The 20,203-nt window shown below is 56.5% G+C and carries 20 protein-coding genes and 3 pseudogenes; 17 read left to right on the top strand and 6 right to left on the bottom strand.

Features of this window, described 5'->3' with window-relative positions:
• Window positions 1-40: 40 nt before the first annotated feature.
• Window positions 41-250 (top strand): DUF2842 domain-containing protein, encoded by a 210-nt coding sequence (locus FZ934_RS04335; protein WP_056825874.1) that lies wholly within the window; start codon window positions 41-43, stop codon window positions 248-250.
• Window positions 251-366: 116 nt separating this feature from the next.
• On the top strand, window positions 367-1,602 hold the full coding sequence (locus FZ934_RS04330; protein ID WP_246737837.1) for a GNAT family N-acetyltransferase: 1,236 nt from the start codon (window positions 367-369) through the stop codon (window positions 1,600-1,602).
• Here the strand turns inward: FZ934_RS04330 and FZ934_RS04325 are convergent, their stop codons facing one another.
• The gene (locus tag FZ934_RS04325; RefSeq protein ID WP_153270075.1) at window positions 1,603-3,750 is read right to left on the bottom strand and encodes a GumC family protein; all 2,148 of its coding nucleotides are present in this window, start codon (window positions 3,748-3,750) and stop codon (window positions 1,603-1,605) included.
• A 189-nt stretch (window positions 3,751-3,939) separates the two neighbouring features.
• Between FZ934_RS04325 and FZ934_RS04320 the strand changes: the two genes are divergently transcribed.
• The 7 genes and pseudogenes from FZ934_RS04320 (at window position 3,940) to FZ934_RS27730 (ending at window position 9,085) form a co-directional block, all read left to right on the top strand.
• Window positions 3,940-4,515, top strand: a complete 576-nt coding sequence (locus FZ934_RS04320) for a polysaccharide biosynthesis/export family protein (RefSeq protein WP_153270074.1) — start codon at window positions 3,940-3,942, stop codon at window positions 4,513-4,515.
• Window positions 4,516-4,520: 5 nt separating this feature from the next.
• Complete coding sequence (locus FZ934_RS04315; protein ID WP_153270073.1) at window positions 4,521-5,690, top strand: glycosyltransferase family 4 protein; 1,170 nt, start codon at window positions 4,521-4,523, stop codon at window positions 5,688-5,690.
• Window positions 5,691-5,747: 57 nt separating this feature from the next.
• Window positions 5,748-5,976, top strand: a pseudogene (locus tag FZ934_RS28635) (undecaprenyl-phosphate glucose phosphotransferase); the annotation flags it as partial.
• A 77-nt stretch (window positions 5,977-6,053) separates the two neighbouring features.
• Entirely contained in the window at window positions 6,054-7,301 is a 1,248-nt protein-coding gene (locus FZ934_RS04310) for an undecaprenyl-phosphate glucose phosphotransferase (RefSeq protein ID WP_432443625.1), read from the top strand.
• Window positions 7,298-8,520: pseudogene (locus FZ934_RS04305) on the top strand (O-antigen ligase family protein). Before FZ934_RS04310 ends, FZ934_RS04305 begins: the two are co-directional and overlap by 4 nt.
• Before the next feature lie 59 nt (window positions 8,521-8,579).
• Complete coding sequence (locus FZ934_RS04300; protein ID WP_153270071.1) at window positions 8,580-8,873, top strand: helix-turn-helix domain-containing protein; 294 nt, start codon at window positions 8,580-8,582, stop codon at window positions 8,871-8,873.
• Between the two features lie 62 nt (window positions 8,874-8,935).
• On the top strand, window positions 8,936-9,085 hold the full coding sequence (locus FZ934_RS27730) for a hypothetical protein (RefSeq protein WP_194273755.1): 150 nt from the start codon (window positions 8,936-8,938) through the stop codon (window positions 9,083-9,085).
• A gap of 3 nt (window positions 9,086-9,088) precedes the next feature.
• Here FZ934_RS27730 and FZ934_RS04295 read toward each other — a convergent pair whose 3' ends face one another.
• Together FZ934_RS04295 and FZ934_RS04290 are read right to left on the bottom strand one after the other, a co-directional pair.
• On the bottom strand, window positions 9,089-9,301 hold the full coding sequence (locus FZ934_RS04295; RefSeq protein WP_153270070.1) for a hypothetical protein: 213 nt from the start codon (window positions 9,299-9,301) through the stop codon (window positions 9,089-9,091).
• A gap of 149 nt (window positions 9,302-9,450) precedes the next feature.
• Complete coding sequence (locus tag FZ934_RS04290; RefSeq protein ID WP_153270069.1) at window positions 9,451-9,666, bottom strand: hypothetical protein; 216 nt, start codon at window positions 9,664-9,666, stop codon at window positions 9,451-9,453.
• 314 nt (window positions 9,667-9,980) lie between these two features.
• Between FZ934_RS04290 and FZ934_RS04285 the strand changes: the two genes are divergently transcribed.
• Complete coding sequence (locus tag FZ934_RS04285; protein ID WP_194273754.1) at window positions 9,981-11,153, top strand: GGDEF domain-containing protein; 1,173 nt, start codon at window positions 9,981-9,983, stop codon at window positions 11,151-11,153.
• Window positions 11,154-11,675: 522 nt separating this feature from the next.
• Here the strand turns inward: FZ934_RS04285 and FZ934_RS04280 are convergent.
• Complete coding sequence (locus FZ934_RS04280) at window positions 11,676-12,131, bottom strand: helix-turn-helix domain-containing protein (RefSeq protein WP_153270067.1); 456 nt, start codon at window positions 12,129-12,131, stop codon at window positions 11,676-11,678.
• Window positions 12,132-12,327: 196 nt separating this feature from the next.
• On the opposite strand from FZ934_RS04280, the gene FZ934_RS04275 reads away from it, so the two are divergent.
• From FZ934_RS04275 to FZ934_RS04245, 7 genes and pseudogenes are all read left to right on the top strand, one after another.
• Window positions 12,328-12,633: a hypothetical protein gene (locus FZ934_RS04275; protein ID WP_153270066.1), complete on the top strand. Its 306-nt coding sequence runs from the start codon at window positions 12,328-12,330 to the stop codon at window positions 12,631-12,633.
• Window positions 12,634-12,651: 18 nt separating this feature from the next.
• Window positions 12,652-14,655, top strand: a complete 2,004-nt coding sequence (locus tag FZ934_RS04270; RefSeq protein ID WP_153270065.1) for an AAA family ATPase — start codon at window positions 12,652-12,654, stop codon at window positions 14,653-14,655.
• Window positions 14,656-14,728: 73 nt separating this feature from the next.
• Window positions 14,729-15,541 (top strand): metallophosphoesterase, encoded by an 813-nt coding sequence (locus FZ934_RS04265; protein ID WP_153270064.1) that lies wholly within the window; start codon window positions 14,729-14,731, stop codon window positions 15,539-15,541.
• Between the two features lie 279 nt (window positions 15,542-15,820).
• Window positions 15,821-17,188, top strand: coding sequence for a hypothetical protein (locus FZ934_RS04260; protein ID WP_153270063.1), 1,368 nt, complete (start codon window positions 15,821-15,823; stop codon window positions 17,186-17,188).
• Between the two features lie 7 nt (window positions 17,189-17,195).
• Window positions 17,196-17,579: a hypothetical protein gene (locus FZ934_RS04255; RefSeq protein WP_153270062.1), complete on the top strand. Its 384-nt coding sequence runs from the start codon at window positions 17,196-17,198 to the stop codon at window positions 17,577-17,579.
• The gene (locus tag FZ934_RS04250) at window positions 17,580-17,933 is read left to right on the top strand and encodes a hypothetical protein (protein ID WP_153270061.1); all 354 of its coding nucleotides are present in this window, start codon (window positions 17,580-17,582) and stop codon (window positions 17,931-17,933) included.
• A gap of 185 nt (window positions 17,934-18,118) precedes the next feature.
• Window positions 18,119-18,259: pseudogene (locus FZ934_RS04245) on the top strand (zinc-binding dehydrogenase); the annotation flags it as partial.
• Between the two features lie 82 nt (window positions 18,260-18,341).
• Here the strand turns inward: FZ934_RS04245 and FZ934_RS04240 are convergent.
• Entirely contained in the window at window positions 18,342-18,992 is a 651-nt protein-coding gene (locus tag FZ934_RS04240) for a hypothetical protein (protein WP_153270060.1), read from the bottom strand.
• Between the two features lie 2 nt (window positions 18,993-18,994).
• Entirely contained in the window at window positions 18,995-20,122 is a 1,128-nt protein-coding gene (locus FZ934_RS04235; RefSeq protein ID WP_153270059.1) for an ATP-binding protein, read from the bottom strand.
• Window positions 20,123-20,203 lie beyond the last annotated feature (81 nt).

The raw sequence follows: 20,203 nt of genomic DNA, 5'->3' as shown, positions 1-20,203 counted from the left end.
TGCCGTCGCGGCGCCCTTCGTATGAACTGGAATGAAACCGATGCCTGTCCGCCTTCGCAAATTCATCGGCACGATCCTGATCGTCGTTCTCGTTCTGGCCTATGCCGTGCTGGCGAATACCATTGCGGTCGCAACGCTCGGCGAAGCGCCCTGGTGGGCCCACCTTCTCTACTTCTCGCTCAGCGGGCTGCTATGGGTGCTGCCGGCGATGGTCATCATCAAGTGGATGGCCGGTCCCAAACAGCAGTGACCGTTAATCACGGAATAACCCTGATTGCCGGAAAAGCCGCACCACCAGCCTAGCGTAAAGAAAATATAGGGTGCCGATGCCTATTCTTCTCCGCGTCCATAATGCGGAGAGGCGTCGTGCACCAAAAGCAGCTTCATGTCGATCACGAAGCGCAGGCAGAAGCCGGCGTGCCTGATAGCGTGGCGAAGCTACGGGCGTTGAATGTCGAGCTCGCCGTCGAGCGGTTGCAGATTGAACTTGTTACCTCGCTGCAGGCCATTGAAAGCGAATGGCGCGCGCTGGACCGCGACAATCTCAATTCCTTGCACCAGAGCTATGACTGGTGCGCCGCCTGGGTCGAAGCGCATCGACGGCCTCTTGCCGTCATCGCCGGCAAGGCAGGTGCTGACACTGCCTTCATCCTGCCCGTGGAGATCGTATCGTCGCGCGGTATCCGGATCGCCAAGTTCATCGGCGCCGACCACAGCAACATCAACACGGGGCTGTTTGCCGCCGACTTCGCCGCTGCCCTTGGCGCTATCGAGCCGGACCGTCTCTCCGCGATGCTGAAGACCGCTCTTATGGAACATGCGGACCTTCTGCTGTTGCAGAACATTCCGCTGTCCTGGAGAGAGCGTCCAAATCCCCTCACCCGTCTTCCGACGGTGCAGAACCAGAACTATGCCTATCAACTGCCGCTGCTCGAAAATTGGGAAGCGACGCTTAAGCAGCTGAATGCAAAGAACCGCCGCAAGAAGTTTCGTGTGCAGTCGAAGCGGCTCGAAGCGCTTGGTGGTTTCGAATACATCGCGGGAGGCGCACCGGAAGAGCAGCATCAGCTTCTGGATGCGTTCTTCGCGCAAAAGAGCCGGCGCTTTCAGGCGCTCGGGCTACCCGACGTGTTCTCCGATGCGGAAACCAAGCAATTCCTGCACGGCGCGATCGACGCTCGTGATCCTGCCATTCCGGCCTTCAGCCTCGAGATGCATGCGATCCGGCTGAAAGGCGAGCATGAGGGGCATATCGCGGCGCTCGCCGGAATCTCGCGCAAGGGCGATCACGTCATCTGCCAGTTCAGCTCAATTGACGAGACGATCGCGGCGGATGCCAGCCCCGGCGAATTCCTCTTCTGGCAAATGATCCAGCGGCAGCAGGATCACGGCGTCAGTCTGTTCGACTTCGGCCTCGGCGACCAGAGCTACAAGCGCTCCTGGGCGCCGGAAGAGACGGCACATTACGACGTGGTTCTGCCGCTAAACGCTCGCGGCGCGGCAATGGGGCTGTTTCACCGGACCATCACCAGAGGCAAGGCGTTCGTGAAGTCGCATCCGCGGCTCTACAAGGTCGCGCAGCGGATGCGTCGGTTCGCCTGATCAGGCAGCCTCGCGCGATTCCGGGAAGATTTCCGCCTCGCCGCCGCTCATCAGCAGCACACGATGATAGCCGGCTTCCTCGAAATCCGTCATCGCGGCCAGGAATTCGGCCTCGACGATCTCAGGCATCGAGAGAATGATCTCGACATCCTTGCTGCGGGTCAAACGCGACACCGCGGCAACGTTGGCAGCGCCACATTCGACGACAACGAGGTCGTAAGCGGATGACAGCGCGTCGAGCAGCAGGCTCAAGCGATCCGCACCGCGCATGGCCTGGCGCATATCGCTCATCCCCTGCGGGATCAAATGAGCATCGGTCAGGCGATCGCTGTGGATGGTTTCGCCGAAAGCGGCCTCGCCGCAGAGCAGGTCGGTGACGCCAAGCGCCTCATCATTCTCGGCCATGAGGCGGGTCGGGTATCCGGAACCAGTCATATCGAGAAGAACAACCCGCGAGCCGACGATGGCCAGGCGGCGTGCAAGGGCGACGGTTGCGGCCGAGCCATCGTCGCCTGTCGGCGAGATGGCGATCGCCAGCTGTGCGCGGCTCTCGATCAGATAATCGGCGACTGCCGTGACAGAGAACTCGTTCTCCTCTTCTCCCTGCGGCTCGTTTTCTGGCTCGACGACCGCTTCCGAAGGTGCCTCGTCTTCGGAAACCGCCAGCATGCTTGGCGTAGGTGTACGCCTTGGCTGCTCCGGTACGACCACTTCTTCAATCACTTCCTGTTCGATCTCGACGGCACGGGAAACCGGCCGCAGTGCACGACCACTGAAGAGTTCGGCGAGCATGATCGCAATCGAGGTTACGATGAGTGTCGCGAGCGCGACGACGGTGACGATCGGTACGACCTTGGGGAAATAGGGATCGACAGGCTGGATCGCGTTCGAGACGATGCGCGCATCGGCCGGGCTCGAATTCTTATCGGAACGGGAAGCGGCCTCGCGGTAACGCGCAAGGTAGGTTTCCAGCAACTGGCGCTGCGCGGCGGCTTCACGCTGCAGAGCGTTCAAGCCAACCTCATCCGTTCCTGCCTGGGCGCTGCTTGCCTTCAACCTGTCGGACTGCTGCTCGAGTTCCTTCTGGCGCAGCGAGGCAACCTTTGCTTCATTCTCGATGCTTGCGAGGATCTTCTGGGTCTCTTCGCGGATCTGCGCCTTGATGTCGGTGAGCTGAGCCCTCAGGCTCCGCAAGCGCGGATGATTGCTGAGGAGCGTCGTCTGGAGATCGGAGATCTGCGACTGCAACGCGGATTCAGTACCCTTCAGACGCTGGATCGACTGCGACGACATTATATCCTGCAGCGTGTCCGACGCCTCGCCCGAGGAAAGCGCGTTGCGCACGGCCTGCGACCGTGCCTCGGCATTGGCTCTTTCGCCGCGAACGCGGGTGAGTTCCGCGGAGATGTCGTTCAGCTGCTGTGTCGGAAAATTGCTGCCGCCGTTTGTCGGCAAGAGATCGTGTTCGGCGCGATACTCGGCAACCTTCTGCTCGGCATCGCTGACTTTCTGGCGAAGCGTTTCGATCTCCGGCTCGAGCCAGCGGGTGGCTTCCGAGTTGGATGCAAGCTTTGCACCGCTCTGCTTGGAGAGATAGACCGCCGCCATCGCATTCGGGATCTGGGCGGCGAGCCGCGGATCCTTGGAGGTGAAGGTTATGCCGATGACGCGCGAACCCGGCACCTGATAGACCTGCAGCCGCTCGGTGAAGGCGTCGATGATGCGCTCTTCCGGCGGGCTCTCCAGCGGGCTCTTCTTCAGATGCAGTGCGACGAGCAGATCGCTAAAGGCCGAGCCGCTCGCAGCAGCATCGAATTCGGGCAGGTCGTAGAGCTTCTGGCTGTTGATAACCTGCTTGATCAGGTCGGCGGATTGCAACAGCTGGACCTGGCTGGCGATGTTCAGTTCGTCGAGAAGCGGGCTAGCGCCGGCGTCGTTTGTCTGGGCATTGGCGAAGGCCGGCGCGCGCGGCTCGATCAGAATGCGCGTTTCGCTGCGGTACTTCGGCGACATCATCTTCGCACCGGCGAAGGCGACCCCTGCCCCCAATAACGTGATGGTCACGACCTTCAGTCGGCGTGCCCAAACGGCACGAACCAACTGCCCAAGATCGATATCGACATCCTCATGACCACTTACGCCGGACATGCTCTCACTCCAAGAACAAAGGTGACGCGAGAGTAAATGAGTATAGTAACGCAACAGTTAATGCGGCCGCGTGGCTCCGATGCTTGAGTAGAGGCGTTCAAAACGGAAAAAGTTGCGGTCTTTACCGGCTATTAACCCTAACGGATCGATAACGACAGGGAACACTTTCATTTCCTGTGAGCATTGCGGATGCGTGTCGCCCAGACCAAGTTAGTAATGGCCTTGAGCGTTGCCGCTATGGCAGCGATCCTCAGCGGCTGCAACAGCTACAAGCCGGCGCCGAGAGCCTTCAACGAGGCGACCATTCAGCCCTATTCGCTCGATAGCGGTGACCGCCTGCGTATCACGGTCTTCGACCAGCCAAGCATGACGAACACCTATACGATCGACCAGGCCGGCTACATTGCCTTCCCGCTCGTCGGCCAGGTTGCCGCGCGTGGTCGCACGCTGCAGCAATTGTCGGGTCAAATCGCCCAGAAACTCAAGCAGGGCTATCTGCGCGATCCTGACGTCACAATCGACGTCGACCGCTACCGCTCGGTCTTCATCATGGGTGAAGTCGGACAATCCGGTCAGTATGCCTACGTTCCCGGGATGACGGTTCAGAACGCCGTCGCCGTCGCCGGCGGTTTTACCGCCAGAGCCAATCAGGGCGCCGTCGACGTGACAAGGAAGATCAACGGCCAGGTTATTACCGGCCGCGTCAACATCTCTTCCGCGATTGTGGCCGGTGATACGATTTACGTCCGCGAGCGACTGTTCTGAGCGGCATGAGCAGCCAGCGCCCTCTCCGCATCATCCATTGCTTCAGGTCGCCGGTCGGCGGAATCTTCCGCCACGTTCGCGATCTGGTCATGGAGCACAGCAGGGCCGGCCACGAGATCGGCATTCTCTGCGACAGCTCGACGGGTGGCGACCACGAAGAAGCTCTTTTCGACGACATCCGCCCATTTCTGTCGCTCGGCCTGACGCGCGTACCGATCCGGCGCTCGATCAGCTTCTCCGACATGGCCGTGATGTGGGACGGCTACAAGAAGATCAAAAGTTTGCGGCCGGACGTGCTGCACGGACACGGCGCCAAAGGCGGTGTGCTCGCGCGTATCGCCGGCTCAGCCCTGCGGGTGAACAGGTATCGCGTAGCCCGCCTCTATACAGCCCATGGGGGGAGCCTGCATTACTCGCGCTCCTCTCTCGTCGGCCAGTTCGTTCTTCGAATGGAGCGCCTGCAGGAATATCTGACAGACGCGCTGGTCTTCATCTGCGACTATGAGCGCGACACCTACACGAAGCGGATCGGACGACCGCGAACCAAGACGCGGCTGATCTATAACGGTATTGCCGACCGGGACTTCGAACTGATCCCGACGCGCTCCGATGCGGTCCATTACATCTATGTCGGCATGTTGCGGGACCTTAAGGGTCCCGACCTTTTTGTCGATGCCTTTGCGAAGGCGGAACGTATTCTCGGCAGGCCGCTGTCAGCGCTGATGATCGGCGATGGGCCGGATCGGGATCGATACCGCGACATGATGATCGAACGGGGTCTTGGAAAGCGGATCGGCATGCTGCCGGCGATGCGTGTTCAGCAGGCATTCGCGATGGCGCAAAATCTCGTCGTTCCATCGCGCGCGGAGGCTATGCCTTACATCGTGCTCGAAGGACTGGCAGCAGGAAAAACGCTCATCGCCACCCGCGTCGGCGGCATTCCCGAAGCGCTTGGCAAGGACAGCCCTGCCCTCGTCGAACCGGAGAATTCGGACGATCTCGCTCGCGTGATGGCAGAGGCGGTCAGCATTCCCGGATGGCACGAGACAGCGATGCCCCCGGTCAGCCAGATCAAGCAAGTCTTCTCCGCCTCCGTCATGGCGCAAGATGTCCTGAAACTGTACCAGGAGTTGCTCGAAGAACCGCGACGCAAGAAGCCCGACAGCGCGACGTAAAACGTTTCTTAGGGGCTTCCTGCTATTGACTTGAGGTCAATCACTGGCGGTGGCCTCATGAATAAGGCAGAAAAGAACGATCAGTTCGACCTGGAAGCGTTGCGCAGACAGGTTTCCGACGTCAATCAACGCAACACGGCCGATGATGCGCACCCCGCCGAGCCGCTGAACGAGTATGCGCGACAGATAGCGGAACAGTTCGCTGAAAGCACGCACTCTCCCGTCATGCTCATCGGCCAATTGCGGTTGTTCGAGTTCCTGTCGCAGCTGGCGATCGCCCTGGTAACCTTCCTTATCTGGCCGGCCATTGACGAGACTTTTGCCGGGCGCGCGCTCTCAGGCGCCTTCGCTGCCGGGCTGCTGGTGCTGGCACTGCAGACTGCCGATACCTATTCCATTCCTGCACTCCGCTCGAGAATACGCCTCCTGCCTCGCATTCTCGGGGTGTGGATGGGCGTCTTTTTCGTCACCGCCGTGACCATGGTGCTGGTACGCAATGCGGGCCGTCCTGACGTCGATGCCTATGGCCTCTGGTTCGGGATGAGCGCGATCTTTCTGCTGGCGAGCCGCTTTCTCGTTGCCTACGGCATCCGCAACTGGGTGCGCAACGGCATCATGGAGCGCCGCGCGGTCATCGTCGGAGGTGGCGAGCCTGCGAAAGAGCTAATCCGTTCGCTCGAGATGCAGCCGGACAACGATATCCGGATTTGCGGCATTTTCGATGATCGCGGCGAGAAGCGCTCGCCTATCATGGTGGCCGGCTACCCCAAGCTCGGAACAGTGGCCGAGCTCGTCGAGTTCGCCCGTCTCACACGCCTCGACATGCTGATTATCGCGCTGCCGCTCAGCGCCGAGGCGCGAATCTTTCAGCTGCTCAAGAAGCTCTGGGTTCTACCGCTCGACATTCGGCTGGCGGCGCACGCCAATCGCCTTCGCTTTCGCCCGCGTGCCTACTCGCATATCGGCGCGATCCCGATGCTCGATATCTTCAACAAGCCGATCCGTGACTGGGATTCGGTTGCCAAGCGCTGCTTCGACATCTTCTTCGCCATCTTCGCGCTCTGCCTGCTCTGGCCGATCATGCTCGGTACCGCCATCGCGATAAAGGCAACGTCGAAGGGCCCGGTGTTCTTCATGCAGAAGCGTCACGGCTTCAACAATGAGGTCATCAACGTCTTCAAGTTCCGCTCCATGTATGCGGACCAGGGCGATCCGACAGGACGCGCCGCCGTCACCAAGGGTGACGCCCGCGTCACGCCGGTTGGCCGCTTCATCCGGAAGACCTCGATCGACGAGCTTCCCCAGTTGTTCAACGTCCTGAGGGGCGATCTGTCGCTCGTCGGCCCTCGCCCGCATGCCGTGCTTGCCCAGGCACGCGACCGGGCGTTCGGCGACGTCGTCGAGGGCTATTTCGCGCGCCATCGCGTCAAGCCCGGCGTTACCGGCTGGGCCCAGATCAACGGCTGGCGCGGCGAGGTCGACAACGACGACAAGATCAAGTTCCGTACCGCATACGACCTCTACTACATCGAGAACTGGTCGCTGTGGTTCGATCTGAAAATCCTGTTCCTGACGCCTTTCCGGCTCTTCAATACGGAAAACGCATATTGACTGCGATCGAAGCGACATATTCGCGTGTCGCTCACCCGCAGAGAGCGACACTCCGCCTGATCGGGTCCGCCGCGGTCGGCTTTGGCGTGTTCCTGTCAGGTTTTGTCATCAACGAGCCGGCGCCCTATGAGTTGTGGATGGCGGGCCTCGTCGGTCTGTGGTTCATCCTCGGGCTGCGCATATCGCGGACGACGGCACCACTGCTGGCATTGCTTCTGACCTTCAATGTCGGCGGCATGCTGTCGCTGACGCAGATGCGCGACCTGGCCGACGGACCGATGTATGTCGCGGTATCGACCTTCCTGGCGCTGACCTCGATCTTCTATGCCGCAATCATAGAGGACAGTCACCGCCGCCTGCCGCTCATCTTCAATGCCTGGACAATCGCCGCGGTGATAACCTCGCTGCTCGGGATCCTCGGCTATTTCCATGCCTTTCCCGGCGCCGAGGTCTTCACGCTCTATGATCGCGCCAAGGGAGCGTTCCAGGACCCTAACGTGTTCGGCCCGTTTCTCGTTCCCCTTCCCTCTATCTCGTGCATGGGATCCTGACGGGATCGCTGCGGACTGCGCCGATCAAGGCTGGCGCGCTGCTGATCTTGGCACTCGGCGTCTTCCTGTCCTTCTCGCGCGCGGCCTGGGGCCTGTTCCTTCTCACGATCATTCTCCTAATCTTCGTGATGATGCTGAAGGAGCGAAGCGGAGCGTTTCGGCTGCGCATCCTCATCCTCTCGCTCGCCGCGATCGGCATGATGACGGCATCCCTGTTGGTCGCCCTGCAGTTTCCAAAGGTCAGTGACCTGTTTTCGACCCGTGCGCAGCTCGTGCAGCAGTACGATGGTGAGCACCTCGGCCGTTTCGACCGCCATCGGATCGGCTTTACGATGATGATGGAGCGTCCGCTCGGCATCGGGCCGATGGTGTTCGGCACGATCTTCCCTGAAGACGAGCACAATATCTGGCTGAAGTCGCTGACCACCTACGGCTGGCTCGGCTTCATCAGTTACGTGAGCATGCTCTGCTGGACGTTCTATCTCGGCTTCAAGAACCTGCTTAGGGATCGCCCTTGGCAGCCCTACCTGATGATCGGGTGGATTGCCGTTCTCGGTCACGCCGCGATTGGGAACGTCATCGACATCGACCATTGGCGCCATGTGTATCTGCTGTTCGGCGTGGTATGGGGTTGCGCGGCACTCGAAGCGCGACAGGGCCGATCATAAACGCCTGATGGCATCGGCGAGACACTTGCGAACCGCCATCGGCGCGCTAGACTTACCTGATGATCACAGCAACACAAATGCGCGGCGCCCGCGCCATGATGGGCATGAGCATCCAGCAGTTGGCAACCGCATCGGGACTGCCGGCCGCAATCATCGAAACCCTCGAACAGGACCATTCCTCGGGAGAGCCGCAGGCATTGCTGGCGGTTAAAAACGCTCTCGAAGCGGCGGGCGTGATCTTCCTTGCCAGCGGCAATCACGATGAAGGCGGCCCGGGCGTCAGGCTGAAGGCGCGTACCAGCGTAGACGAAGGCCTTCGCCCCGAGAACCTCAATTCCACCAACGACGACTGAAGCGGAACCAAAGCCGCGATTGCGCGTTTAGCCTGCGTATTCAACGTATTGCAGGGGTTTTCGTGAGAACGGGTAATGGTCTTTATTTCGTCATCGGCGCGCTGGTCGTTATCATTGCCGGGCTGGGAGCCTATATTTTTCACGAGGAAAGCAAGCCAGACGGGATCGAAATGAGCATCGGCCAGAACGGCGTTTCGATCGAGCAGAAGTGATCTTCAGAGATAGGCTTTGGCGAGGGCGGCAAGGGTTTTCGGATCTTTGACGCCCTGGCGGTACAGTTCGATCAGACGTGATGCGATCTGCTCGGCTCGCGGCGAGTTTCGTGCGATCTGCCTGTGTCGGCAGATGTCGTCGAGAACGTCGGAAAGGATATCCAGATCCTCCGAAAACAGAGGCAGATCACGAGGAAATATTGGCGATCTAAGCATCGGTTCATATCACCCGCGGAGGGCCGAAACGGAAAACCACCGGGCCGGCAGCCACTCCCATAGCCGGCGATGCAGCCACTATGCTCGCCACACCACCTTTAATCAACTCGCATTATGTTGTGAAACACTAATGTGATCGATCGGCGTCGTCAGTTCTTCAGACGGTCGTGGATCACCTGCGATTGGATCGCGCCCTCGGCGATTATCTCGCCGCTGACCTTCATCAGATAGGCTTCCGCGAGGTCCAGCAAAAGCAAAGCCACATCGCCTTCCGGCATTCCTGCCAGAACGGTCTTTTCAGCCAAATCCAGGAATGCTTGAGAAACAGCCTCTCTGCAATCGGAGGTTAATTCTATGGAAGCCATATATATCCCCAGCATTAAATGACGTCAGCCTAACATATTCACCAAATCATCTCCAGAAATGCGAGTTTCCGCGAGATCATAAATTAGATTTACGTTTGCTTATATTCTAATTTTCTCACGGCTTTACATTATTTTTATTTCATCGTTAAAGCCTGAGGACCGCATGATGGCGGAAAGACATTGATGGATCCGACCCGTACGATCGCCCATCCGTAATCGCCCCTCGCCGTATTGGATCGGCAAGACACACACCGACGGTGCGGAGCCGAGGCAGAAGCGCTCTTTTATTAATACTCATCTGCTAATGGATGAGCATGAGTTCTGACGACGGTTTCGCCTTTATCCTTCCGCTTATCTTCATCTGCTTCGGTGTCGTATTCCTGATCGTTGCGCGCTGGTCGCCGAACTCCGCACTCCGCTGGGGACTGGGCTATCTTTCGGCTGCCGCAGGCTTTGCAACACCCGGACTCCTGACGGATCTGCCGCCGCAATTCCAGGCGTCGCTCGCGGATCTGTTCTTCATCTCGGCTGCCTACCTGAACTCCGAGGCGCTCTTGCTGCATTTCGGACCCACACGGATACGGTATCCGCGCCTTGGTTTCGCGGCTGTCGCCTATGCAGCCACGATCTATGCGGTCCAATACCGCGGTAGCCTGTCTCTCGAACTGATCCTCAGCGATATCGCCTTCGTCGTTCTCATGGCCTCGCCTCTGTTCTTCGTGTGGCGAAGCGCAGCCCGGCCCTATGAGAAGCTGCTTCTGGTCATGGTCGGGCTGGTCGTATTCAACACGATCTTCCGCAACATCGTCTTTGCGGCGATCGCGGATCCTGGAAGTTTCGACCGCTTCCTGCAGTCGTCCTATGCCTATGCGATGCAGGCGACCGAGGCCATCCTCGGCATGCTGCTGGCGCTCAGCGCTCTTGCCTCCGTGGTCCTTCGTGCGATGGATGGCTATAGGGACGCCGCCGAGCGGGATCCGTTGACGCGGCTCTTGAATCGCCGCGGCTTCGAGGCGAAGGCGCAGGCGCTGCGAAGGTCCCATGCCGCAACGATCATCATGTGCGACATCGACCACTTCAAGACGATCAACGACCGCTACGGACATGCGATGGGAGATCGCGTACTCGTGGCCGTTGCCGAGCAGCTCGATGCCCTGACGACGAAAACAGGGTTCGCGTCCCGCTTCGGGGGCGAGGAGTTCGTCATCGCCATCCCGGAAGGCGGCGTCGTCGACGCGGAGCACCTTGCGAACGCCATGAGGCTCGCCATAGCCGAGTTGGAGTGGCACGCCTACGGCATCGCGGATCGAATCACGGCAAGCTTCGGCATCGGCAGAACCGAGCCGACAGATCCGTCGATCCACGACGCGGTCGCTCGCGCCGATGCAGCGCTCTATGCAGCAAAAGCCGCGGGCCGCAACCGCGTTACCATGCAGCAGAACACCATGACACGGACGGCCGCTTTCAGAATGATCTCAGCGGCCTAGCAGGCAAGCAAAAGCGAGCCGGTCCATCACCGGCAAGGGATCAACGAGTTGTCTCTGATGTAAGAAAGCTGGGGCAATCAAGAATTTAATGGTCGGGGCGACAGGACTCGAACTTTATATGGGGTCGTGGTGTTCAAAATGGAGTTCCGAGCAGACCCTGAAAATTTAATTGTGGTCAGATAAATCGAAGAGCCGCCGCTCACGCAGAGCGGCCTCCTTGAGCGAACCTATTACAAATAGCGCGAGGCCTGATCCACCTGCTGGCAAGACGTTCGTACGGAAGGTTTCACTTGCCGGAACCGCCGTGCGGAAATTGTCGCTCTCAAGACCGCCGTTTAAGTCAACGCCCGGGATACGTATTGGATGCCGCTCGCGGGCGGTGCTCGAATTGCCACTTGGGGAAGGGCTTCCCTAAGCTAAATCGACTGCGACAGGTTCAGAGACTTCCTACTCCTACCGGGCGTGCGAAGCGCCGTGTCTCGCGGGAATGGCAATGGTATGTCACTTCCTGGCTTTAACGTGTCACTTCCTGGCCTTTAAATAGCTGTGAAAGCGAACGCCAGCGCCGGTGTCGGCCTCCTCGGGCAAAATAGTGACGCCGTTCTCGAAGAACACATCGCGCAGACGGTTTGCCGATAGCTCATTAATCCTTTTCCGCTCGGTCTTTTCCAAACGGGCGATGACGTACCGTCCGACCCCAGACTTCTCCGAAAGCTCATCCAGCGTATAGCCGAGCATCGCACGGGCATCTTTTAGGCAATCTACCCACACTTTTCCACTGGGTTTAGCCCATCGGACTCCCTCGCCCGCAGTATCCGTAGCGTCAACAAAAATCAGCCCATCGCTGAGAAGGGCATCGCGTATCTGCGAAAGCGCCAATCGATCAGGATGCTTTCTTCCAGGTTGCTCAAGGCCAAGCAAAACGCTGCGCGTAACCATAGCTTTGCTGGCGAGGTCGCTCTGTTTGAGCCCAAGCATCGAGCGTGCCGCTCTGATCTGACTGTGAGTTGGAAGCCCGGCCATGCATCGGAACAAATGCCAAAACCACAAAATGTCAACATATCGACCTATGTCGCGATTAATCTATTTTTCATGCGAATTTCCTACTTCTGTTGCGCGAATCGGTTTACACATCGTGCAAGGAAATCAGAAATCGAATCGAAGGAGACTTCGCATGAACGACAAATGGCTTGGCACACCGCCCAGCATGATAATCCCACGACTGCAGTCGCTCCTTGCTGATATTCAGAGCCTTGCTTCACCCAGGGGCTTCAATGGACCTGTTGATCCGGTCATCATCCGAAACTGCATGCTCGTACAGCGCTCGGTGCCGTGCCTCATCGGAGAGATGTCGGGCCACCCGCACATCAAGGAAGGAAGCCCAGGCGTCACGAGCGAACTGTTCTACCTCGATCAGAAACGCAAAATCGGCAGGTCTCTAAGCAGGTGGTACCATTTCGACCACGGGCTGATCGGCTAGGTGTCGGGAGGAAAAGTTATGGATAAAGCCCTCGCGGATAGCCTAGACCGCTATATTTTTAAGCTGCAAGAAGTGGCCAACCAGTTGAAAGGCTCGCGTTCCAACGAGTTTCGGAAGGCGAACGGCAACAACGCAGCCATCGCTTTGAAGTCAGCAACTGACTTTCTGGCATATTGCGCTCTCGTCGCCCTCTTTCGCAGAAACATTGGCGCCCTATCCGAGCCATCGTGCGTAGCCGTAATTGCCGTCCCGTCTCATTGGCAACTGAGCCACGTTGATGACGCAGCAAAAATTATCTTGAAGGACATTAAGGGCGTCAGGGTCTGCCTGCATCCCACATCAAAGCACCGGCGTGGGTGGGAGATCGACGCGGCAGAAATCCTTGAGTCTGGAGAGAAACTGATCATCTTCGCTCAAGAGGGCTCTGTCCTTCATGAGGATTTCGAGCTTACCGCCACACTCTACGACAGGCTTGCTGTATGCGATGTTCGACACTTGCGAGCCCTCTGTGTATTTCGGCGGTGCGGCAAACTTACCGACGAAGAAGCAGCGGTGATCGGGGAACAAGCGTCGGAGCGAATGGAAGCGATCTTCCGCCGAGATCAGCCAGCAAGCCGGGCCGCCGCAAAGCTATTGGAGGCCGCCAGGATCGGTTCAGCCAACGAAAGACGCCTAGATGTCACCAAGGGCTTCGGCGAGGCAAGCGTGTGGGCTGATGCTCTAAAAAGAGACCTTAAAGATTGGCGACAAGGAAAGTTGCCATGGGCCGAGGTGGACAAGGGTTGTTTGTTATACGGGCCACCGGGTACAGGAAAGACACGTTTTGCGGCTGCTCTCGCTGCCCACTGTGGTCTGCATCTGGAAGCAACCTCGATTCCGAAATGGCAAGCCTTCAAGGACGGCGACCTGGGCGACATGTTGAAGGCAATGTATCAGGCGTTCAATGCCGCGAAGGAAAATGCACCGTGCTTATTATTCCTTGATGAATTCGACGCCATTGGGGACCGAGCTAAGTTTCCTAGCCGTCACGAGACTTATTCGACCACAGTCGTGAACGCTCTGTTGGAATGCTTGGACGGAACGGAAGGCCGTGAGGGCGTGATCGTTCTTGGTGCTTGCAATTATCCAGAGAAGATCGACCCTGCTCTTTTGAGAAGCGGTCGGCTCGAAAAACATGTCCGATTTCCTCTCCCCGATGCAACAGCACGAGGAGAAATCCTTGAGTTTCATCTTCCGAATTTAGCGGGCGATGCAGCCCTGAAGGAAATTGGCGCAAGACTACCTGGAAAAAGCGGCGCTGACTTGGAACGACTAGCTCGCGAAGCGAGGAGGATTGCCCGAAAAGAAAGCAGAGATGTCAACATTTCGGACGTGAGATCGCTGGTAGAAGTGCCGACTCCGCTCGACGCTAAGACGCTATACCGCGTAGCAATCCACGAGGCAGGGCATGCAATTGTGACCCGCGCATTGCTGCTGGGCAAGGTCGAGCGCGTTGAAATCTATGACAACGTGGAAAGCTTTGCGACCACTGTTGATGCCAATGGTGGCACGTTCATCCAAAGCCCTTCCCGCGCGTTTCTAACCCGCTGGGATGCTATGAAGATGATCACGGCGGACTTGGCAGGAGCAGCAGCCGAGGACCTGATTTTCGGACACCGATCCAACTGGTCAACAGGAAACCGAGGCAGCGACTTTGCGAAGGCAACCATGCTGGCAATTCGGATGGTGACAGAATATGCTTTCGGAAATTCGCTCTTTTATCTTCCTGAATCGGTAGACATAACGTCCTCTCCCAAGCTTTGGGAGGACCTTGCACTGCGGGATGACGTTACGGAAATCCTTGGAGAGCAGTATCAGCGAGCACGAGATATGCTCGACGGCCTCAAGCCTGCATTGCTTAAACTTGCCGACGCGCTCGTCAAGCACAAGCGCCTGGACGCTCCGCAGTTGGAACCGTACTGGCCGGGGTCGCGGAAGGTTCCTTCATCCACGACCCAAAGCCGGAACCGCCGCCAACATTAGCGGCCTTCCACGCACAACTTCACCCTACCAATTAACCACGCGCCGTATTTCCTATGCGGCCGATGGAGGCTCAATGAAAGCCTGGATCATTAGCGACATCCACGAAAGCCGCCTCGCGCGGTTTTTCCGCGACCCGCCCAAAGCTCCAAAAGCAGACATCTGCATTTGCGCAGGCGACCTTACGGATTTTATCGAAGACAGTGTTGCCTACATCCGCCGTGTCATCGAGCCAAGGATGCCAGTGGTACTCGTACTCGGGAACCACGACTATTTTGGCCACAGTATCAGCGGTGCGCTTGAGAGGGCTCGACGGCTAGTAGAAGGAAGCCGCATCCATCTTCTGGAAAACGATACGGTGACCATAGGGGACTGCCGTTTCATCGGCGCTACTTTATGGACTGATTTCGCCGTGTCCATTGGCGATGATGAGCATATCCAGCCAGAAGAGCGGCGCGTCAAAGCCCTCGAACTCGTGCCTTCCCGCATATTGGATTTTGAGTGCATTTTCCGCTCGGACCCTCGAAAAATTGATGAGAACGGTATGGTTACAGCTTGGGAAATCCTTGAACGCCACAGGGAAAGCCGAAAATTTATCGACAGAGAATTGTCGCTGGATTACCTCGGGCGAACGGTCGTTGTCACCCACCACGCCCCTTTGATGCAAAGCTTTGACCCGGCCTTCTTCGGAAATGTGACGAACGCCGCGTTCGCTTCCGATCTTTCCGACTTGATCATGCGCCGACGCCCAAGCGTGTGGATTCACGGGCACATACATAAGTTTCGGGATTACATGGCTGACCATACGCGGATTATCTGCAACCCTCTAGGACAGCGGCGAGAGCTTTATACGTCAGGCTTCCGTCCAGGTTTTACCATCGACCTGTAGATCAGCTGTGGCTGACGCCTCAAGGGCGGCGCGTGCATGACGGTCTTTGTACTCAAAATTCCGCTTGTTCGCCGCGCCGTTGCACGATGTAAATGTGCCTATTAGCGCACCGTTTTCAAAAGAGTGTCTTTCCCAATACTGAAATTTTCTTTGGGTTCAGCCGCGACCGGAGAGGAAGCCTCGGAGGCGTAAAATGAGTGGTGACCACAGGTTGCACGATTGACTGTTTTCTGAACTTAGTTTCCCATGCACACCTAAGATTCACGCCGGGCTGCCAGATTGCTACTTCGTCCACGCTTCACAGAACATCACAACGTCTTCGTTCCGCAAGCAGAGTTGGATTTTGCAATTCCGTTTTTGGACGAAGACATACCTCTATATCTCGATCCATTTTTATTGTGGAAATCGCCTTCTTACCAAGACAAAGCCCTACACCAGCTCATGATTGCTGCGTTCAACAATCTAGGAAATTTGGTCAAAACGGGAAACAGAGCCACCGCCGCGAAACAACTTGTTGCGGCTTCAGAATGCGATGAAGTTGGCTTGGGCACGTCGGCCAGCAAAAAAGGCATACGTTTTTCGCAGGCAAAAGCTGAAGAAATTCTGAACCTTTTCGAACACGTCCCAAGGTATCGAGAGCATGGTTTCCGACACTTTGAGGAAATTCAGCTCTTCGTAGACGGTGTCGGCAAAGACCGTATTAGCGATATCGCCTGCAATTTTCTGAAAAGCTTCTTGATTGACTATACCTATCAAGAGTGTCGTAGCCTCGGCATTCCGACATCAAAGGTTATGGTGAGCACCATCTACGAGCCGTCAGAGGCGACGTTCGTTTCCAAAGTGTGCGACGTCCCCGTACATCCGGTTACGAACACTCCTGTCGTCTTTGTTCCTAAACGATGGCTAAGGCATACCCCGTGGATCAATTATGACTCTTATTTCAAAGAGAGCTGCCCGCAAGATGACATAGCCCACCAGGGTGAAGAACTAACCCGCGTCAAAGTTCTGACGTACAATCGTCAAAACTATGGAGCGGTTGACGAGTATATTAGACAGCGCGAGAGAACAGCTGAAGATTGTGTCAATGACCCGCTGTTCAAGCAGATTCCCGCGCTTTCAGCCAAGAGGAAAATGAACGCAATTAGAAAGTTGCCGACCGGAAAAACCGATGGCGCTGACATTGACTATGAGAAGCACATCGGCGAACTGCTTCCTACGTTGCTCTACCCGCACCTTGACTTCGCACAGGATCAAGCTCGGACCGAGAGCGGTGTAAGCATCAGGGACCTGATTTTTTACAACAGTCGAACTCATCCTTTCTTGCTGGAGATGATGGACGATTACGGTTCCAGACAATTGGTGTTTGAGATGAAGAACGTGGCTCGGCTGGAGCGCAAGCACGTAGACCAGTTGAACCGTTATCTCAAAGACGACCTCGGCAAGTTTGGAGTCTTCGTAACGCGCCACCCATTATTGAAGGCTGAACAGAAAGCAACTGTCGACTTATGGTCGGGGCAGCGCAAGGCAATCATAACTCTGACGGATGAAGACCTCGAACAGATGGTCGAGGTCTTTGAAAGTAAGCAGCGATCTCCAATCGACGTGGTGGTGAAGAAATATGCCGAGTTCAAAAGGCTCTGCCCGTAAGGGCGGAATGAAAACGCTTGAGGATGCAGAAAGGCTGGAGAAGGTTACCGGCCAACTCTTGGGGGTACACGCTGAAATCGAAGCATTGGCGAAGAAAACGCCCAACAATTCTCCGAACAAGTTCAAGCTCGACCTGATCAATAACATTCTTGTGTCGGCAAACGCTGTCCTTGGGGCGAACTACAGGCCAGTGGATGGCTTCGAACAATTCAATCCCGACGATGCGCCCACCGTCAGCGACGTGGCTATGATTTTGGGTCAGTACCTGGAAGAAGCCGAGCGGTTCAGGTCTGACAACGTAGAAAAAAACTATTCGGGCTGGTGGTACGTTCTAGACGGGCAAGTATCCAGCAAAGTTGCAGCTCAGCCGCGTAAGCTCACGAGGAAATGAATGTCACGGCTTTATTACGTTACAGAGGCTCAGGTACTTGCTTACGAAGCTGTCTACGGAGTCTTCGCCGAACTTTTCAAAGAACTGAAAGAGCTGGGGAAGAAGAAGCCTGAAGCTACGCTTAGCGCAGCAAAGGTGAAACTTATTAATCGCGTCCTTGATGATGTCCGTAAGGCTTTGAAAGACGCTCCCGATGCGAAGTATCTCGATAGCATCGATGATCAAGCGCTTCCGCAGTTTGGGGACGCAATACTGATTCTCTCCCAGTATGAAGGGGCGCTGAAATCGTTCAAGGAGAGGCATTATGGATACCGATCCAGCCATGGTACAGGCTGGGTTATTCGAGATCAGTAGGTGGCATTGTGACCCATCAGTTTTTCGATCTCACCGCGATACCGACCGGGACCGTCTCGCGCTCCATTAATGTTGCGGTTGCAGAGAAGGGCCTGCGGAAAACGGTCAGCGTCACTTTTGACGAACGGACCGCAAATGGCCTACCCGACGTAGACTTCGTCGACATGCCGACCTTCCTGGATGACCTCATCGCGTCAGGCCAAATTCCTGCGCAAAAGGTCGTCACCAAGACCGTTTCGCTGGATAACGCTGTTAGTGACGGGTTCGACGCGCTCCTCGACCCTGCGGGTACCCAGCTCAAGATACTGATCGATCTCAAGCAGTAGCTCCGTGCGCGTGCGTACTAACGCCGGAGGCAATAAGCCTCCGGCCCCAGCGACGCCACGACCCGTCAAATTTTCCCGAAGCCTATCGCCTCGCTTGCCCTGTGGCTTTGGCCGCAGCAATTATATCGGGGTGATCGCCCTTGCGTGTTCTCCCTCGAGGCAGGATCCGTTGGGCGTCGTTGTTCCTCGCACGCTCCAAGTCCTTAAGCTTGAAAAAATCGTATGTGAACTTTCCGCGATCAGTTATTGGATAGTAAAGCCTGAAAACGGAATCGCCATCTTCGTCACCCTGGAGGTCAATATGCTCACTCCAGACATGGATATTTGGATGAACGATCTTATAGTTTCTTTCATCAAGGATATCTTTGTGAAGAAGGACACCTTTTGATGTGAGATGCGTAACACGCCGTTTTTTTATGGACATGTTGCAGGTTTTGCACGCGACAGACAGGTTGTAGATATCAAAACACAGGAACTTGAAGCGCTCCTTCGGCAGAATATGCTCCCGGTCTGTTTCAATGTTTCGATTATGGAGACTCACGCGGCAGTAGCCGCACCGACTATCCTGAAGCAGAAGATGATATTTCTTCAGCCTGATCTTGAAGGACGAAATTGCCTTGGCTCTTGAATCTGATTTCAAGGCGCTGGAGCTTGCATCGACTCCCCAAGGGTCCTTTAGAGCCACGGCCCACTTAATCGCAATTTTCTCGGAACGACTTTTCTTCAAGCGCATGGTCAATCAAACGACATGATAAGTTTGTCACAAGCCTTTATGAAATCCAGCTGCTTATTGCTGAATGACTGTCGCGCGAAGGCTTCCAAACGCTGTCGAGCCGCTTCCTTTGAAAGAGTGCCGTCGCGTACTCGCCAGGCCAAGTCTGATAGGCTTTCAGAGAGATAATTATTGACAGGTGTTACGGTCTCGAAAGCTTCCCAGAGAATCCTCTCGATGCTCTCATCCGCGCCGCCACGTTCGACGTCTATCTCCCGATAGGTATGTCCTTCGCACTTTATCAGTCTGACGGCGACGTCACCGCTCAAGGCTCCGTTAGCGAGAACAGCTGAGTGTGTTGCGACAAAGAACTTAATATCCTCGCGGCGGAGCAAGTTCGTTATGAACTCGAAAAACTTGACCTGCCAATGGGGATGCAGACTATTCTCTGGCTCATCGACGAACACCCGAGCAAGCTTATCTCGCCGCGATAGAATGAACATCGCCGACGTTATCAACGTGAGTTCGCCAGAACTTGCGTCCTCCAGCGGGACTGCTAATTCGCCGCCCTCTTTAATCAAGCCAAACGTAATTTTGATAGGTGGCCGTTGCTCAGACCGGAGAACGTTGTTGATCTCTCGCTGAAGTATAGGGGCTCGGGCGATGTCTTCTAGGCGTGCCAAGAACGTGTGAACGTCGGAAAAATTGATATCATGAGTCCCGTACAGCCTCTCGACTCCGCGAGCAATTCGGAATGCTTCGTTGCTGATCCTCCTGTATGGCGAAGAAGAACTGCGGGATCGGAACTGCGGCGTTATCTGGACTCTCAGGATGGGCTCATAGCCAGTGTATTCCAACACCTCCCTCATACTGATCAGGCTGAAGGAAGCATCACGCAAGGCGTCCCACAAAAGGCGTGAGAACATCTGGTAAGTGGTGGATTGATTAACGCGTAGATGCGCGTAGTCAGCGCCCGCGATTCTGTCAGGCAAACGCGCGAATGGCGTGTTCGAGATTGCAATGGAGGCCCCGCTTCCCTTGGCATAGTGCTGACACAGGGCCTTTAAGGTTCGGCTCTTGCCAGCGCCATTCGGGCCAACAAGAAAGACGCTGGCGTGTTCGGAAATGCGCTTTAAACGATCTATATCCATAAAGAACCGCTAGGACCAAACTATTCACTTGATGCAACCAGGGATACTTAATCGGCTTTTCTTAAGAAAACTTGCTCAATG

Source organism: Rhizobium grahamii (assembly GCF_009498215.1).
Lineage (GTDB): Bacteria > Pseudomonadota > Alphaproteobacteria > Rhizobiales > Rhizobiaceae > Rhizobium > Rhizobium grahamii_A.
The sequence above is the reverse complement of the archived record's forward strand: the minus strand, read 5'-3'. Positions and strand labels throughout refer to the sequence as shown.

Bases quoted from the DNA above. Each gene is read 5' to 3' on its own strand.
- FZ934_RS04300 (WP_153270071.1), top strand. From the start codon at position 8,580: ATGATCACAGCAACACAAATGCGCGGCGCCCGCGCCATGATGGGCATG.
- FZ934_RS04275 (WP_153270066.1), top strand. From the start codon at position 12,328: ATGAACGACAAATGGCTTGGCACACCGCCCAGCATGATAATCCCACGA.
- FZ934_RS04285 (WP_194273754.1), top strand. From the start codon at position 9,981: ATGAGTTCTGACGACGGTTTCGCCTTTATCCTTCCGCTTATCTTCATC.
- FZ934_RS04235 (WP_153270059.1), bottom strand. From the start codon at position 20,122: ATGGATATAGATCGTTTAAAGCGCATTTCCGAACACGCCAGCGTCTTT.
- FZ934_RS04265 (WP_153270064.1), top strand. From the start codon at position 14,729: ATGAAAGCCTGGATCATTAGCGACATCCACGAAAGCCGCCTCGCGCGG.
- FZ934_RS04240 (WP_153270060.1), bottom strand. From the start codon at position 18,992: ATGCGCTTGAAGAAAAGTCGTTCCGAGAAAATTGCGATTAAGTGGGCC.
- FZ934_RS04335 (WP_056825874.1), top strand. From the start codon at position 41: ATGCCTGTCCGCCTTCGCAAATTCATCGGCACGATCCTGATCGTCGTT.
- FZ934_RS04315 (WP_153270073.1), top strand. From the start codon at position 4,521: ATGAGCAGCCAGCGCCCTCTCCGCATCATCCATTGCTTCAGGTCGCCG.
- FZ934_RS04320 (WP_153270074.1), top strand. From the start codon at position 3,940: ATGCGTGTCGCCCAGACCAAGTTAGTAATGGCCTTGAGCGTTGCCGCT.
- FZ934_RS04250 (WP_153270061.1), top strand. From the start codon at position 17,580: ATGTCACGGCTTTATTACGTTACAGAGGCTCAGGTACTTGCTTACGAA.
- FZ934_RS04290 (WP_153270069.1), bottom strand. From the start codon at position 9,666: ATGGCTTCCATAGAATTAACCTCCGATTGCAGAGAGGCTGTTTCTCAA.
- FZ934_RS04325 (WP_153270075.1), bottom strand. From the start codon at position 3,750: ATGTCCGGCGTAAGTGGTCATGAGGATGTCGATATCGATCTTGGGCAG.
- FZ934_RS04295 (WP_153270070.1), bottom strand. From the start codon at position 9,301: ATGCTTAGATCGCCAATATTTCCTCGTGATCTGCCTCTGTTTTCGGAG.
- FZ934_RS04270 (WP_153270065.1), top strand. From the start codon at position 12,652: ATGGATAAAGCCCTCGCGGATAGCCTAGACCGCTATATTTTTAAGCTG.
- FZ934_RS04255 (WP_153270062.1), top strand. From the start codon at position 17,196: ATGAAAACGCTTGAGGATGCAGAAAGGCTGGAGAAGGTTACCGGCCAA.
- FZ934_RS04280 (WP_153270067.1), bottom strand. From the start codon at position 12,131: ATGCTTGGGCTCAAACAGAGCGACCTCGCCAGCAAAGCTATGGTTACG.